The following is a 15,823-nucleotide window of genomic DNA, read 5'->3' on the forward strand; positions in this document are numbered from 1 at the left end:
GTTGAATACCCTTACGTCAGACGCTCGCGAGGAGCTCGTTCTTGATCGGAGTTGTTGTCGTCGCCTCTGGCGCTTGCATCGGTGATCGAAGCTCGAAGAAGCGCACGATGAGCCATGCGACCAGGCACATCAGCGAATAGATCACCGCCAGGACGAGGTAGGTTTCGAACTGGAACTGGTTGTAGTCGCGCTCCATGATCAAATGAGCAGTCGCCATGACGTCGGCCGCGCCGATGTACATGACCAGCGCAACGTTATGGATCAGGTAGATGATGGAGTTCCCGTAGCCCGGCAATGCGAAGTGCACCGCTTGCGGGCCGACGACGCGAGTAATTTTCTGTCGGAACGTGTATCCAAGGCTATCGGCCGCATCATGCTGGCCGCGATCGACGGCCAAGTATGCGGGCCGCATGACTTCCGACAAATAGCCGCCGTGGTAGAGGCTCAACCCCACCATGGCAGCGATAGTCGCTGAAATAAAATCTCTGGCGCCGAACAGGATCACCAACAACGGAAGCCCATAAAACGCGACGAACAACTGCAGGACGACAGGAACACTCCGGGCATAAGATACGTAGAGGTCCACCAGGTGACTTATGACTGGCACCCTGCGGACCCGGAGGGTTGTCGCGATGAGTGCCAGGCAGAACCCGGAAATGAGGGCGGTGAACGTGATGGCGAGCGTCAGCGGCAGTGCCGAGAGCAACTCGGGGATCATAGCAGAAACATCCACTTGAAACGCTCCTTCTTGCAATTCAGCCTTGCCGCTGACTAGCGAATATGACGGTCGACGGCTGTGCTATTTCATGTACTGGACGATGCCCTCGCCGAACCACTTCTGCGAGAGCTTTTCGATCGTGCCGTCGTCTTTCAATTCCTTGAGAACCTTGTTCACATCGTCGGCCAGAACCTTGTTCTCGTCAGATCTGTGGATCAGCATGTAGGTGTTGTTGCTGAACACTGGTTCGGACGCCACGATATCGAGTTTCTTTTGCTCGATGACGGTCTGCTCACCGAGATTCGACGGCAGGACGAGAGCGTCGAACTTGCCGTTCTGAACTTCGTCCAGCCGGTTCGGGTAGGGGATACCGGCACTCGATGCCGTGACTTCGAGCTTGTATTGCGGGTTTTCTTTCTGCCAATTCATGATGAACTTGTAGGTTCCACCGCCGGCCGTGGTCGGAACGATCCTCTTGCCGACCAGGTCTTTCATTTCCTTAATGCCGCTGTCTTTCTTGCTGTAGATCTTCATCAGGCTGGCGCCCATGGGATTTTCCGGAATGAGGAACTGCTTGGAGCGCTCGGGCGACTTGTAGTAGCCACCGACCGCGATGTCGTACTTGCCCGTGGCGAGGCCGGTTTCCTGGGCAATGTCGGAGACACCTTCCATTTCGAACTTGTACTGCGGCAGCTTTGCGTTGATCGCCTTCAGAAGATCGGGCTCATAGCCTTGCGGCTCGACGCCGATCGCGCCCCATGCCAGCGGCTTGGATTCGGCAGACGTGGCGATCTTGATCGTCCGAACGGTCTGGCCATGGCTGATCCCGGCTGTTGCAAGGGCAATTGCGATGCCGCCAGCGATGGCCAGGGCATAGCGGCGAGAAAAACTGGATGTGATTGCAGACATTTCTTAGGTTCCCCTCTTGTTGGATTATTGAAAAGCGAGTTCTGACTGCAGAAATTGAGCAAGTCGTGGGCTGGACGGTGCGTCGAAGATATCAGCCGGGCTGCCATCGGCGGCGACCACGCCACGGTCCATGAAGACGATCCGGTTGGAGATGTTCCTTGCGAATTGCATCTCGTGGGTCACAAGCAGCGAAGTGATCCCTGACGAGGTGACGTCCTTGATCACCTTCAGGACTTCACCGACGAGTTCTGGATCCAGCGATGACGTAGGCTCATCGAAGAGTATCACGTCGGGACGAACCGCCAGGGCGCGCGCAATGCCGGTGCGCTGGAGCTGGCCGCCCGACAGTTGGGAGGGATAGCTGTCTCGCTTCGGGGTGAGGCCGACCCGCTCGAGCTCCCGCAAGGCGATCTCCCGCGCCTCGTCCGCGGACTTGCGCTGCACGACGACCAGTGGATCCATCACGTTCTGCAGGACCGTCATGTTCTTGAAGACGTTGAATTGTTGAAAGACCATCGCCGTTCGCAACCGGATCGCCTGGACAGCTGTTTTGTCGGCACGCTGGTAATCCATCCGGATCTGATCGAACGCGATGGTTCCTGACGACGGCTTGGCCAGGTAGTTGATGCATTTCAGCAACGTGGTCTTGCCGGTGCCGCTGGGGCCGATGATCGAAACCACGTCACCCCGCTTTACCGAGAGATTGACGCCGTTCAGAACCTGCGTGCTTCCGTAAGACAGCTTTACATCTTTGAGTTCAAGCATTGCTGGTTGGCCCTTCGGAAAGTGTGAGACGGACTGCTTCGACCGCATGCGACATCATCACCCGCTTTCCGCATGGCCGAGAACGTGCATCAGCCGGTTCGCCCAGCCGAAGATCGATATGGCGTGGATCAGGTCGATAATCTCGCGGTCGTCCATGCCGACTGATCGAAGCGCGGCGATATCGTCTGCCGTCGCTTCCGACGGGGCCGCCGACAGGCGGCGGGCAAAACTGTAGATTGCCGCATCGCGTGGGCCGAGCGCTTCAGGTTTATCGAGATAGAGCGCGGTGACCACTTCGTCGTTCTTGGTCAGCTCTGCATGCCTGCGAGCGTGAACAACGGCGCAGAATTTGCAGCCATTGACGGTGGACGCACCTAATGCACCAAGCTCGCGGTCAGGGCGGGCAAGCCCGCCTTCGACATACATGATTGCGTTGAACAGAACCGTGCGGGCAAGGTAGCTCTCAGGGTCATGCGCAAGGGTGCGCACATATTCCGAAACTTTCTTGGCTGATGGCGTGACCTTCATCGCTTCAAGCTGTTCCGGCGTGGCCTCGGATAGCTCGACCGGCGCTATGTACGGATGCCAATTCAAGGGCTTCAGGCGCACCGCGGAAATCATGCCGTCCTCAACAATCGCAGGCCGGTTGCCACCCGCGTCTGGAAATTGACGAAGGCGATGAGCTCGGAAAGGGCGACGATCTGAGGATTGTTCAATCCAGCTTGGGCGAGCAGGGCGATGTGGCCCGCTTCCGCCTTTTTCGGTGTCAGCGTAATCAGGTCCACATGACGTGCGATGGTCGCCAATGGCTCTTCCAAATCCGTTTCCCCCTGGGCTAAGGCCAGAAGCTGCTCAGTCGGATCGAGCTGAGCCAGCTGCACATCATATTCGGCCATCAGGACCGGATCGGCATTCAGAGCGGCCATGCGACGGGCCAGAGCAACCCTCAAATTGGGCGCAAGCCCTTGGTCGTTTGCTGGCTGCAGAACGGACAGGCGGCATTCTTCTGCCCCTCGCACGAATTCCGGCCGAAATCGCCGTGCGGCGAAAAGGGCGTCGTCCGGGGAAATACCGGCGGCCTTGTCCATTGCGTCGATCACAACGCGGCCTCCTTCTGTAGCAAGGGTGTGGAATCGACCCATTCGTCGCCCAGAAGTTCGGGCGTGTCGTAAGCAATCAGATTGTCGAAGTGGGTTTCGACATCTTCGGCAAACAGCGATGCGGCAATGCCGCGGACCATACGGTCGGCACCGGCGCTGACGGCTGGGATATCGCCGGAGACCTTGCCGTGCGTCAGCATGGCGGCGTCGTTGAAGCAGTGGATATGCGACAGCATCGGGCAGGAGCCGGGAACGCGTTCGCGAAATTCGAAGGCGGGACCAAGATCCGGCGCGTCCGACATGCCTGCACGCGGCAGCCCCATATCCGGCGTATATCGGCCATCCGACCAGGTGCGGATATGTGGCGCGAGGGCTGCAAATTCCGGGCGGCCGTCGAAGTCATTTGAGAAGCCGGTTGCCGCGATCAGGAAATCGTAGCGCATCGGACCTTGTGTGGTTTCGACCAGGAGGCTTCCCGCATCTTCCTTGACCGCGACGATGCCGCAGTCGAGAAAGAACCGAGCATTCGAATGCCGAGACACGCGAAGCGTCGATGAACGCGGCGGCGGCGTCTGGGTGGAGGCGGTGTAGTCGAAGAACTTCCACTTCCAGGCATCGGGCAATTCATGCATGCCGAGTACAACACCCGGGCTGCCGATGCCGGTCAGCTTGTTGATGCGCGGCATCTCCTTGCGCCGGATCAACATGTCGACAGAGCCGGCGCCCGCCTCGAGTGCGGTCGCAGCATTGTCCATGGAAGAGGCACCGGCGCCGATAACTGCCACACGCTTGCCTTTCAGCGCATCGAAATCGATGTCGTCGGCAGAATGCGCCCAATAGGCGCGATCGATGCCGTTGAGGAAATCGGGCACGGCAAAACCGCCCAAACCGGACCGACCGGTGGCCAGAACGAGACGACGGGTTAGAACCCGGCCGGTTTCCGCGCCCTCGATGTCGATCGCAATCAGATCTCCAACGGGTGCCAGTCCGGTCATGCGCGCGCTGTTTCGCACTGGCAGACCAAGAACCCTGCGGTACCAGACCAGGTAGTCCATCCACTGGCCCTTGGGGATCTTGTCCAGCGACAGCCAGGCCTCGACGCCCCATTGCGCCGTGAACCAGGCGCGGAACGTCAATTGTGGCAGGCCGAGCGACGGACCGTTGAGCGTCTTCGGCGACCGGAGCGTTTGCATGCGGGCAAACGTTACCCATGGTCCTTCGAGCCCGGCCGGAGCCGCATCGTAGGCGACGACGTTGGTAATCCCGGTAAGCACCAGCTTTGCAATGGCTGCAAGTCCGCACATGCCAGCGCCAATGACAACGACATCACGGACCGGGGCGCCCTCATGCATGCGTGTGGGGACCCAAGGCTTGGCAGGCAGCTCAAGCAAGTCGAGATCCTGCGCGAGCTGGGCTTCCAACGCGGCAAGGCCTGTCGATGCTGCCGGGGTGGGAGTATGCTTCATATTCCAGTTCCGTTATTTGTGCCCGACGCGGGATCGTTCACCAATTGGCTGGCCAAGGCCGGATCGAGCTTCTTGAAACCAACGATCGATCGTTCAGCCACCGCTTCGACCGCATCCATCAGCGCCTGCGCGACTGGGCGAAGGGGACGTTTTGAGGCAGCCACAACGCCCCAATAAAAGAGAACGGTTACATCGATCGGGCGAATGACGACCCCAGGCAGGGCGACGCCATAGGCCGTGAGGGGATCGATGACGGCCGCGACACCAGTATGGCGCACGATCTGCAACGCGCCGTAGGCAGTATTGGTCCGGATCACCGGGCCGGTGTCGATGCCCCGGGCAGCGAGTGCCTTGGCGACATGCAACTGAAACCGCAGCGGATTGAGCAACGTAGCCACGCGACGACCCGCAAAAGCCGAAAGCGGTATGACATCAAGTTCAGCCAGCGCATCGTCCTCCCGCACGGCAGCAACATCGGGCGCCGAATAGAGCCGTAGGACATCCAGACCGGGCGTATCGAGCGGCAGGCTTGAAAAGCCGATCTCGGCACGACCGCTGCGCACTTCCTGGGCGACGATGGAGGGAAGAAACTGTCCGAGATGTGTCTCGTGCGGAAGCTCGACACCCTTGAGCTCGGCCATGGCCGTCGGGATTAGGCCAGTGCCGATCGCAGAGGTTGTGACAATCTGCAGGATCCGACCCCGGCCGGCGGCGATCATCTTGGCCCGCGCCGCGAGTTCGGTGAAGGACATCAGCAGTCGCCGCGCTTCTTCTTCAAATGCGACACCCTCTTCAGATAGCTGCACCCGTCGACCGACCCGGTGCAGCAATTCGAAGCCAAGTTCTGCCTCAAGATCCTGAATGGTGCGTGTCACCGCAGGTTGGGAACGCCCGAGCATGTCAGCCGCCTTGGTAATGCTGCCGCTGGCAGCAACCGCAAGGAAGGTCTGTAGGTCCCGAGTTTCCATATTCTCCCTACATGTGAAATCCGTATGATTGACATCGTCTCATTCATTTTTGATATATGTCAAGCGGAAACTAATGTTCACAGTGGCGCTTTCCGGCTCAGGGCCGGAGCCCTTGATCGACACGGCTGGGGGCAACCGACGTGACTCCAATTCGGAACCTCGTGATGAAAAAACTTGTAGGCGGGGACGGCAAGGATTCTCGAACCATAAAGCCTGCAACAGGAGGAATGTTATGCGCGTGAGTATTCTGGGCGCCGGAGCAATTGCCTATGGCCTTGCGGCGTATTTGGCACAATCGGGACACTCGCCAACACTTTGGTCACCGTCGGGACACCGCACCAGAACGTTGGCTACTGGCGAATTTTTGAAGGCGACGGGGGATATCGAGGCGACGGTGCCGGTGCGCATTGCCAAGGATTGTAGAGATGCTATCGAGCACGCGGACGTGGTGGTGATCGCGCTTCCCGCTTACGGCCACAAGATCGTGATGGACGCCGCCGTCCCTCATCTGGCAGATGGTATTCCGGTCGTCATCAGTTCGCACAGTTCGTTCGGGGCGCTGTATCTCTCCAAGCGGTTGGCCGAACGCAAAGTCAGGTTGCCGATCGTCGTTTGGGGCACAACACTTCTGACTGGTCGCCAGCTCGGATCAACCGAAGTCAATGTCACTTCCATTCGCCAGAAGCTTGATGTCGCGACGCTGCCTTTCGATGCGCTCGACCAAGGGTACGAGCTTTGCACGGCCTTGTTCGGCGATCGTTTCGTCAAGCGGGATGGTCTGCTGGCGATTGCGCTCAGCAACCTCAATCCGCAGAACCATCTGGGAATTGCCCTTCTCAATCTCACACGCATGGAGAAGGCCGAGCAGTGGAGCCAGGGGGGAAATGTCACTCCTGCCGTTGGCCGCTTTATCGAGGCTCTGGATGCCGAACGGTTGGCCATAGCTGCCCATTTCGGTATCGCGGTTCGTACCGTCCAGGAACATTTTTCATTGTCGTTTCATGTGCCCATGAGCACTGTTTCGGACATGAACCAGGAGATGGATCGTCAAGGTCGGGGCGGGTTTGGCCCGACAACTATCGAAAGTCGCTATATTCTTGAGGACGTTCCGTTCGGCTTGTTGCCGACGGCAGTCCTTGGGAAAATCAGCGGAAATCCGGCCATACTCCATGAATCCGGAATTTCCATCTTGTCGGCGGCTTATGGCCGGGATCTCAAGGGAGATAATGATATTCTTCCTGCGCTCGGCATCGAGGAAATGACAAAGGCGGATCTTGAAACCCTTTGCCGCAAGGGGTTTTAACAGCTTCCAGTGCGCTGTAGCCCAGCTGCAGTGAAAATTCTGCCAGCCCGGCATCGGCAGAGTCCTTGGCCGCAAGCAGCGTCTCTGCCCGATCAGGAAGGATGATTGAAGCGACGAGCGCGTTGCGCGATCAGGGCCCTATCCATCGGTGTTGGGTGGCATAGGCCTCATTGCCAACCATTGCTCATGCGACATCGTTGGCAGGTCAAACTGGTGGCGGGTGGTCGAATAACCGTGTCCACCCATTCTGCCGACGGCGTCTAGCGCGAGTTGATCGATATAGAAACGCTCTTGGTCAACAAGATCCTCACGAATGTGCATCCGCATAACTTGACCAAGGACAATCTCGCGCGACTTACCCAGGCCAAGCGTCAAATGTCGGCGGCATTCGAAGGCTATAGGCGCTTCGAAAACGTAGGGGCATTGGACCGTCTCACCGGGCGCAGGCGTCAGCCCGGCCTCGGCCAGTTCGTCAATGTGGGAAGGAAATGGGACGGCACAGACGTTCATGGCGTCAACCAGCGCATGGTCCACGATGTTGACTGTGAATTCCTCAGTCAGTCGGATGTTGAGCGTCGTATCCTTGAAGGACATGTCATTATGGTTCTCCACACCCAGGGCTAGGATTGGAGGATCGGCCGAGAGGCAATTGAAGAAGCTGTAGGGCGCAGCATTGACAGTCCCGTCGGGGTGTCGTGTGGTCACCAGAGCGATTGGCCGAGGCACCACTGCCCCGATCAGCAGCTTGTAGCGTTCGCGTGCCGAGATGCGGGCGAAGTCGATGCTCACGTGGCTCCGCTGCCCCACCGGCTCGGGCTGGGGGTTGAGCATTATATCCTCCTGAATTTTGCCAAGCTGCTTGAGAGTTGGTTACCCTGCCTGAGCGTATGTGCTCAGGATGGAGCGAACGTCGGGCTCAGTTTGATCGCTGATTTGCGCCCGAGCCTCGAGTGCCTCGAGATGGTGTTCCATCGCATGCATGGCGCGCTCGGGATTGTGTTGGCGCAGCGCCTGAATGATTTCGACGTGTTCGTCGACGCCGCACTGATCGGAGTGCGGACGGCTGTACAAGGCTAGGATCAGCGAACAGCGCGATACAATCTCGCTGACATAACGGGTCAGCGGCTTCGATCCCGTGAGTTCGGCCAGCAGAATGTGGAATTCGCCCGCCAGCCGTATCGATAATGGTCCGCTCGTGTTTACTGCGTCCCCTTCAAGTTTGACGTGGGCCTCAAGTGCCGCAAATTGAGCGGGTGTGATCTTTCGCGAAAGCCGGTCCACTACCTCGCGCTCCAGGCAGCGTCGTAGGGAAAATATATCTAACGCTTCCTCGAGCGTCGGTTCGGCGACGCAGGCTCCGCGATTATTCCTGACCTCCACCAGGCCTTCGGCACTCAGTCGGACAAGCGCGTTTCGTACGCTGGTCCGGCTAACGCCGAACTGCTCGCCGATCGCGTCTTCGGGCAATTTCATACCGGGGCGAAGCGCCTGCTCAATGATGGCGCGACGCAGCGACAAGTAGACGTTTTCGGCTCGACTCGATTTGGTCATCGCATCCCCCTAAGCTCCCGCAACTTATCGATCAAGACATATTTTTGTCAATATGGGATACGATTTATCTTGAAATAGGTATACAATTATGCGGTAGTTGCGTACACGGAACTGCAGGCGGTCGTCGCCGTGCCGCAGACGATAGGCTGCCTCTGGGAGGAGCGCCCCGCATGACAACCAATTTGTTGATTAGAAATGTGCGCCCGATGGCTGGCGCCAATGTCGATATTCTTATTGAAAATGGCCGCATTACCCGCGTCGAGCCGGAGCTTTCACCTTTGGGAGGGCTGGTGGAGGACGGCGGAGGTCGCATCGTCGTTCCGGGCTTGGTCGAAGCGCACACCCACCTCGATAAATCGATGATCGGAATGGCGTGGTATCGCAATGAAGTCGGCCCTCGCTTGATAGACAAGATCGACACCGAGCGTGAAGCCAAGATCCGCTTGGGTATCGATCCGGTCCGCCAGTCGCGTCGACAGGCGCTTGCCTCAGTGGCGCAAGGCACCACCCATATTCGTAGCCACGTCGATATCGACACCGTGCACGGCCTTGCCGGTGTAGAGGGCGTCATGCGCACTCGTGACGAGCTACGAGACCTCGTCGATATTGAGATCGTCGCCTTTCCTCAAAGCGGTATGATGATCCGGCCTGGCACTGTCGAACTTATGCGACGGGCGTTGGAAATGGGCGCCGAGGTGGTCGGCGGGCTGGACCCTGCTGGGGTTGATCGCGATCCCAAAGGGCACCTCGATGCAATTTTCGACCTCGCTCAACGCTTTGGCCGGCCCATAGATATCCATTTGCACGAAGCGGGAGAGCTTGGCGCCTTTTCGCTCGAGCTCATCATCGAACGCACCCGCGCACTCGGCATGCAGGGAAGGGTGGCAGTCAGCCATGCCTTCTGTCTCGGCATGCACGATGCCGACTATGTCGGCCGACTAGTCGACGAGTTGGCGAAGCTTTCGATCCATATTCTTACCACCGGGCCGGCATCGCAGCCGTCGCCTCCGGTCGCCAAATTGCGCTCTGCTGGAGTGGTCGTCGGCGCCGGAAATGACGGCATCCGTGACATCTGGGGACCTTACGGCAGTGGTGACATGCTGGAACGCGCGATGTTTGTCGGCTTGCGCAACAATTTTCGCCGCGACGATGAACTCGAATGGGCCCTCGACGTCTGCACGCGCGGCGGTGCTGGAGTTCTTGCGCTGGAAAGGTACGGACTCATGCCCGGCTGCTGGGGGGACATGGTTTTGGTGGAAGGCGAGACACTCGCCGATGCGGTCGTGTCCCACCGGCCGCGCGCGTTGGTCGTCAAGCGCGGCAAGATCGTCGCGCGAGGCGGGGTTGCGGTGCAGACCTAACCTGCGCCAGTGAGCACAAAATCTTATATCAAAGGGATACGATGTCTAAATTAGATTGTATACGATAATGTAATATGTCTATACAAAAAAGGCCCCGTGCCTTTCGAGGCAACCTAGGCCCCAGGGAACAATAAGCAACGAGAGGAGCAACCAATGTCATTCAACAGGCGTACATTTCTGCAGATCGGGTCAGGCGCGTTAGGGCTCGCCATAACCGATGCTACCTTCACCAAGTTTGCCTTTGCCGAAGGGGCGGCGGGCACATTGCGAGTGGCTATCGCCAAGCCTGCGGGCAATCTCGATCCGCAGAGCCACTACGCGATCTGGGCCATTCAGGACCTGATGTTCGATCCGCTGGTGCGGTACGGCAAGGGCGGCCAGATCGAGCCTTGCCTTGCGACCGACTGGAAGATCGAAGACGGCGGCAAGACACTGCACCTTACATTGCGCAAGGGGGTCACTTTCCAGGACGGCACAGCGTTCGATGCAGCCAGCTGCAAGTGGAATCTTGAGCGCTGGCTGGGACTCGATCAGTTCAGCTGGATGAACTGCTCCAAGTATTTTCAATCACTGGAGGTGGTCGATGACCACCAAGTGGCCCTTCATTTCAAGGAGCCGCCGCTGGCGCTCATGCAGGAGCTTTCATACACGCGGCCGCCGAGGTTCCTTAGCCCCAAATCGGTCGATGCGAATGGCAAATTTGTCGAACCCGTCGGCACCGGGCCTTGGCGTCAAATTAGCGCTGACGATACACAAAGTGTTTTCGAGCGCTACGACGGCTACTGGGGCGACAAGCCGACTTATCAACGTCTCGAAGCCAAGGTCATCCCTGATCCGCGCGCGCGGGTTGCAGCCCTGCGCGCTGGCGAGATCGATCTCGTCGGCGGGTTTTGGATCGCGCCGCTGACCCCCGTTGAGGCAAAGCAACTCGAGGCCGCAGGGCTCAACGTGGTCATCGATCCCGGCAACGTCACACTGGTGATGGCTTTCAATCCCGATCGCACCGAAGCGCTTAAGGATCCCCAAGTGCGCAAGGCCATCAGCATAGGGATCGATCGCGCGGCGATTTCTCAGGCGCTCTACCAAGGCTTTGCCCGACCGGCGGGCAACCTGTTCTCCGATGCATTGCCATTTGCTGGCACCCAGCATGATGCCCCAGTTCGCGACGTTGCGGCCGCATCAGCGCTCCTGGAGAAGGCGGGTTGGACGGGTGGGCCCGTGCGTTCCAAGGACGGCACGCCACTGACGCTTGAGATTGTTGTCAGTCCCGACGCCGTTCCCGGCTCTCGCGTCGTGGCCGAAGTCATACAATCCGAGATGAAGGAAATCGGCATCGATTTGATCGTCCGCTCTGTCGACCACGCTTCCAAGCACACCGACATGCTCGAACGGAAATACGATCTCGGCTTCTTCTTGACCTATGGGGCTCCTTACGATCCGTTCGGCACGGTGGTGGCCTTGTGCCTCTCGACCTTCAACAACGATGTCGAAGGCAAGCTGTTCACCGATCCGGCCAACCTGGACCCGCTGATCAACGCGGCGACGGCAGCAACTGGTGATCAGATAGAGCCATCGATCCAAAAGGTTTACGACTGGCTGCGTGACAACGACGCGATAGCGCCGTTGGTTTACGTTCCCAGCATCTGGGCGCACTCCAAGCGGGTCCAGGGCTTCACCAGCCCGGTCACCGAATACGACATGCCATACGAAAATATCGTGCTGGCCGAGTAGAGGGAGGGCGTTTTGATCCACTTCATCAGCAAGAGGCTGAAGCACTCCCTCGTACTGCTGTTCATGGCGTCTCTGGTTTGCTTTACCCTGGTTGTTTCGGCTCCGGGAAATGTCGCTGTTCTCATCGCTGAACTCAGAGGAGCAGTCGCAACACCGGGTTATGTCGAAAAGGTTGCCGAAGAGATCGGACTGCATAAGCCGCTGCTGATGCGCTACGCGGGTTGGCTTGGCGATGCAGTCCGAGGAGATTTTGGCATCTCCTACAGAACGGGCCAGGAAGTCAGTGCGGACTTGCCAAAGCGCATGTTGGTCACCGGTACCCTTATCGGTGGCAGCGGCGTGGTTGCGACCCTGCTCGGCCTGGCTCTCGGATTCCTGGGTGCCTTCTGGCCCTACAGACTGCCGGACCGCGTTTCGCGCGGTTTGGCTCTTCTCGGCGCATCGACACCGACATTCTTCGTCGGTGCGCTGATGATCTATGGATTCTCCGTCACCTTTCAGCTCTTTCCATCCTTCGGCTTCGGCGGTCCGGAAAGTTGGGTGCTGCCATGGGTCACTGTCGCGGTGCTGCCCGCCGCCGTGCTCAGCCGTGTCGTTCGTGTGGGACTGGAAGAGGCTATGGCCAGCCCCTTCGTGTTGACGGCCAAAAGCAAAGGTCTGGGACGGACCGCCATCCTGTTCCGGGACGCGCTGCCAAACATCATACCTGTGTTCATCAATGCACTGGGAACCCAGGTCGGCCTGATGACCGCAACGGCTATCATCGTTGAACCGCTGTTCGCCTGGCAGGGCGTGGGCGACTACTTTCTCCAAGGCGTGAAGTTCCGGGACTTCATGGTCGTGCAGGCCTGCCTGTTGATCTTCCTCGCCTTCTTCATCGTGGTGAATCTGATCGTAGATCTCGCAGTTCTGATGACCGATCCCCGTATCCGGCGCCAATGGAGCTGACCATGAATAGATTCAAGCCTGCACTTGCCCGGTTGAACAAGATGCCCCGCGTGGCCTTGATCGTGATCGGCCTTTTCGTCGCCCTGGGCAGCTTCGCGCCATGGCTCGCCCCACAAGATCCCAGCGCACAGAACTTGCTTGAGACCGGCCAGGGACCAACTGCCCCACACTGGCTCGGCACCGACCATCTTGGGCGCGACACGCTCAGCCGCCTGATCATCGCTGCGAATACGTCATTGGTCAGCGTTGGCTCGGTCCTCATCATTGCAATGACGATCGGTGTCGCCATGGGGACCATCGCGGGCTATCACCGCGGTTGGGTAGACGACCTGCTGATGCGCATCGTCGATGTCGGCCTGTCCATCCCAAGCCTGATCACTGCCCTTGCCGTGATCGGGATCGTCGGGCCGGGCTACTGGACCATGGTACTGGCTCTGTCACTGGCATGGTGGCCGATGAGCGGTCGTATCAGCCGGGCCGTGGCCGTCAGCATCATGAGCAAGCCGCATATCGAGGCCCTGCGTGTACTGGGCGCCAGCCCATGTCGCATTTACTTCGGCCATTTGCTGCCCGGCACCATCGGCGCGGTGATGGTCTATGCGACGGCGGATGCCGGGACAGCCGCTTTGGCTGTCGCAACGCTCAGCTTCCTTGGTCTGGGCATTCAGCCGCCCACGCCAGAATGGGGACAGATGCTTGTTGATGCTTTACCGTATCTCGAGTCCGATCCGCGCCAGGTTATCCTGCCCGGCCTAGCCCTGACTGCTGCGGTGATCGGTTTCAACATCCTCGGCGAATCCATAGCACTTAATCGCATTCCCAAGCCGCTTTCGAGGCGGACGCTCGCCTTGCGCAGAATTGAGATCGCCGGCTGGGCCAAGGAGAATTCCGATGCATGACGAACTCCTTTTGAAAGTCAGCCATCTGACGGTCGATCTCCTCACCGCCAAGGCCGCGGTACGTCCCGTCGATGGCGTCAGCTACACCGTCCGGCAGGGAGAATGCCTTGCCATCGTCGGCGAAAGCGGTAGCGGCAAGACTGTAATGAACTTCGCGCCGCTCGGGCTAATGCCGACCGGCGTGACGACGAACTTGTCGGGATCGGTGCGCTTCGACGGGCGCGAATTGATCGGCTTGCCGGAATCCGAGATCCGTAAGATACGAGGCAAGTCGATCGGATTCATTTTCCAGGATCCGATGAGCGCGCTGAACCCCGTCCGCCGTGTTGGAAGGCAGATCGCCGAGATGGCGGAACTCCATCTCAAGATGACCCCGCGCGCCGCGGAGGAGCGGGCGTTGGAACTCATCAAGCTGGTCGGCATCTCGGATCCAGCAGCGCGACTTCGTCAATTCCCCCACGAACTGTCGGGTGGTCTCAGGCAACGCATCGTAATTGCCATTGCGCTGGCCGGCGAGCCGAAACTTCTGATCGCGGACGAGCCTACGACCGCTCTCGATGTGACGGTCCAGGCTCAAATCCTGCGCCTGCTCAAGGACCTGCAGCGGCGGCTCAACATGGCCATGGTGCTGATTACTCACGATATGGGGGTAGTCGCCGGAGCGGCCGACAACATCGTTGTCATGTATGCGGCTCGGGCCGCCGAACGAGGTCCCGTGGACAAGGTCCTCGTGACCCCACGCCATCCGTACACGAGAGGGCTGATCAACGCGATCCCGCGGCGGGAAGACCCGATCGGTTCGGAGTTTCGCGGTCTTCCCGGGATACCGCCAACGCTGGGCGCGCCATTCAAAGGCTGTGCCTTTGCCCCGCGCTGCGAGCTCGCAATTCCCGCATGCACCGCAAGCCGCCCTCCACTTGCGCGGTCGGCCGACAGCGCTGTTGTCGTGGCCTGCGCGGTTGTCAACCAAAGGAAGGCAGCAGCATGACGCACGGTCCTGTTCTGAAAGTCGAAAATCTGCAGACGCGCTTCAAAAGCGTTCAGCGAGGCAAGTTCATCCATGCCGTCGACGACGTCTCGATCGAGCTCTATCCGGGCGAGATCGTCGGTCTGGTAGGCGAGTCCGGTTGCGGAAAGTCGACGCTCGGCCGCACCATTGTGGGTCTCGAAAAGGCAAGTGCGGGACGAGTCCTGCTTGATGGAGTGGACCTCACCACACTCTCCGGTGCAGCACTGCGCGAAAGCCGCAGGGCGCTTCAATACGTGTTTCAGGATCCATATTCGTCCCTGAACGACAGACAGACGGTCGGTGAGACGATCGATGAAGCGTTGCTGATCAGCGGGTTGAAATCACAATCCGACCGCAACCATCGTACCAAGGCGCTCCTGGATCAGGTCGGACTGGCGGACGCTTTGAAGGATCGGCACACGCGGGAACTGTCCGGAGGGCAGCGCCAGCGCGTTGCGATTGCCCGATCCCTTGCCGTGAATCCAAGAGTGCTGATCTGCGATGAACCAGTTAGCGCACTGGATCTGTCCATCCGAGCCCAGGTGATGAACCTTTTCCTGCACCTGCAGAAAGATTTGGGGGTGGCGTGCCTGTTCATTGCCCACGACCTTGCGTTGGTCAGGCAGGCTGCATCGCGCGTCTACGTGATGTACCTCGGCAAGATCGTGGAGCACGGGCCATCGCAGGAACTCTACGATCACCCTGGCCATCCCTATTCGCAGATGTTGCTGGCCTCGACACCGGAGGTGGATCCGATCGCTGAAAAGCAGCGCAGGGTTCCGGTCATGATCGGGGAGGTGCCGAGCCCTACGAATCCACCATCCGGCTGCAGGTTCCGGACTCGCTGCCCCTTGGTGGTCGAAGAATGCAAACAACAGATGCCACCGGCCTTGAAGCTATCTCCTGGGCACAGTTCGGCTTGCGTGTTTGCCAAGGATCTCCATCGCGGCAAACGTTCGGCGCTGATTTCGCCAACAGCCAATGCGGCATGATCACGTTGAGACAGCCTAGCGGCGCACCAATTCACCACGCCGCCGCCCACCCGACACGAATGCTCACGGGACGGTGGTGCGCCAAACAGTGAGGTCGTGGCAA

At 59.2% G+C, this 15,823-nt stretch carries 16 protein-coding genes; 7 read left to right on the forward strand and 9 right to left on the reverse strand.

The genetic code is table 11. From position 1 onward, the window contains the following. Positions 1-16: 16 nt before the first annotated feature. The 7 genes from NKJ76_RS21025 to NKJ76_RS21055 all read right to left on the reverse strand — a co-directional run bounded on the left by NKJ76_RS21025 (position 17) and on the right by NKJ76_RS21055 (position 5,926). Positions 17-733 (reverse strand): amino acid ABC transporter permease, encoded by a 717-nt coding sequence (locus NKJ76_RS21025; RefSeq protein WP_352504253.1) that lies wholly within the window; start codon positions 731-733, stop codon positions 17-19. A gap of 66 nt (positions 734-799) precedes the next feature. After that, the gene (locus NKJ76_RS21030) at positions 800-1,627 is read right to left on the reverse strand and encodes a transporter substrate-binding domain-containing protein (protein ID WP_023708287.1); all 828 of its coding nucleotides are present in this window, start codon (positions 1,625-1,627) and stop codon (positions 800-802) included. Between the two features lie 24 nt (positions 1,628-1,651). Next, positions 1,652-2,392: an amino acid ABC transporter ATP-binding protein gene (locus tag NKJ76_RS21035; protein ID WP_352445348.1), complete on the reverse strand. Its 741-nt coding sequence runs from the start codon at positions 2,390-2,392 to the stop codon at positions 1,652-1,654. A 57-nt stretch (positions 2,393-2,449) separates the two neighbouring features. Continuing rightward, positions 2,450-3,013, reverse strand: coding sequence for a peroxidase-related enzyme (locus NKJ76_RS21040; protein WP_352445350.1), 564 nt, complete (start codon positions 3,011-3,013; stop codon positions 2,450-2,452). Further along, a complete protein-coding gene (locus NKJ76_RS21045; RefSeq protein WP_352460629.1) occupies positions 3,010-3,492 on the reverse strand; it encodes a CMD domain-containing protein in 483 nt (160 codons plus the stop codon). Before NKJ76_RS21045 ends, NKJ76_RS21040 begins: the two co-directional genes overlap by 4 nt. After that, entirely contained in the window at positions 3,489-4,958 is a 1,470-nt protein-coding gene (locus NKJ76_RS21050) for an NAD(P)-binding domain-containing protein (protein ID WP_352504255.1), read from the reverse strand. The genes NKJ76_RS21045 and NKJ76_RS21050 overlap by 4 nt, the downstream gene beginning before the upstream one ends. Continuing rightward, on the reverse strand, positions 4,955-5,926 hold the full coding sequence (locus NKJ76_RS21055) for a LysR family transcriptional regulator (RefSeq protein ID WP_352538260.1): 972 nt from the start codon (positions 5,924-5,926) through the stop codon (positions 4,955-4,957). Before NKJ76_RS21055 ends, NKJ76_RS21050 begins: the two co-directional genes overlap by 4 nt. 232 nt (positions 5,927-6,158) lie before the next feature. Between NKJ76_RS21055 and NKJ76_RS21060 the strand changes: the two genes are divergently transcribed. Beyond that, the gene (locus tag NKJ76_RS21060; protein ID WP_352538261.1) at positions 6,159-7,229 is read left to right on the forward strand and encodes an NAD/NADP octopine/nopaline dehydrogenase family protein; all 1,071 of its coding nucleotides are present in this window, start codon (positions 6,159-6,161) and stop codon (positions 7,227-7,229) included. 138 nt (positions 7,230-7,367) lie between these two features. Here NKJ76_RS21060 and NKJ76_RS21065 read toward each other — a convergent pair whose 3' ends face one another. Both NKJ76_RS21065 and NKJ76_RS21070 read right to left on the reverse strand, forming a co-directional pair. After that, the gene (locus NKJ76_RS21065) at positions 7,368-8,060 is read right to left on the reverse strand and encodes a flavin reductase family protein (protein WP_352538262.1); all 693 of its coding nucleotides are present in this window, start codon (positions 8,058-8,060) and stop codon (positions 7,368-7,370) included. Positions 8,061-8,099: 39 nt separating this feature from the next. Next, positions 8,100-8,780 (reverse strand): GntR family transcriptional regulator, encoded by a 681-nt coding sequence (locus NKJ76_RS21070; protein ID WP_023708295.1) that lies wholly within the window; start codon positions 8,778-8,780, stop codon positions 8,100-8,102. A gap of 170 nt (positions 8,781-8,950) precedes the next feature. Here NKJ76_RS21070 and NKJ76_RS21075 point away from each other — a divergent pair, with 170 nt between their 5' ends. From NKJ76_RS21075 to NKJ76_RS21100, 6 genes are all read left to right on the forward strand, one after another. Continuing rightward, positions 8,951-10,141, forward strand: coding sequence for an amidohydrolase family protein (locus NKJ76_RS21075; protein ID WP_352538263.1), 1,191 nt, complete (start codon positions 8,951-8,953; stop codon positions 10,139-10,141). 153 nt (positions 10,142-10,294) lie between these two features. Continuing rightward, positions 10,295-11,872, forward strand: coding sequence for a nickel ABC transporter substrate-binding protein (locus tag NKJ76_RS21080; protein WP_352445363.1), 1,578 nt, complete (start codon positions 10,295-10,297; stop codon positions 11,870-11,872). 12 nt (positions 11,873-11,884) lie between these two features. Further along, positions 11,885-12,820: an ABC transporter permease gene (locus NKJ76_RS21085; RefSeq protein ID WP_023708297.1), complete on the forward strand. Its 936-nt coding sequence runs from the start codon at positions 11,885-11,887 to the stop codon at positions 12,818-12,820. Beyond that, positions 12,811-13,719 carry an ABC transporter permease gene (locus tag NKJ76_RS21090; RefSeq protein WP_031196315.1) on the forward strand — a complete coding sequence of 303 codons (909 nt, stop codon included), beginning with the start codon at positions 12,811-12,813 and terminating at the stop codon, positions 13,717-13,719. The genes NKJ76_RS21085 and NKJ76_RS21090 overlap by 10 nt, the downstream gene beginning before the upstream one ends. Continuing rightward, a complete protein-coding gene (locus NKJ76_RS21095; RefSeq protein WP_352538264.1) occupies positions 13,712-14,707 on the forward strand; it encodes an ABC transporter ATP-binding protein in 996 nt (331 codons plus the stop codon). Before NKJ76_RS21090 ends, NKJ76_RS21095 begins: the two co-directional genes overlap by 8 nt. Then, positions 14,704-15,720 carry an ABC transporter ATP-binding protein gene (locus NKJ76_RS21100; RefSeq protein ID WP_023708300.1) on the forward strand — a complete coding sequence of 339 codons (1,017 nt, stop codon included), beginning with the start codon at positions 14,704-14,706 and terminating at the stop codon, positions 15,718-15,720. Before NKJ76_RS21095 ends, NKJ76_RS21100 begins: the two co-directional genes overlap by 4 nt. Positions 15,721-15,823: the final 103 nt, after the last annotated feature.

This window comes from Mesorhizobium sp. M0029 (assembly GCF_040323735.1).
Taxonomy (GTDB): domain Bacteria; phylum Pseudomonadota; class Alphaproteobacteria; order Rhizobiales; family Rhizobiaceae; genus Mesorhizobium.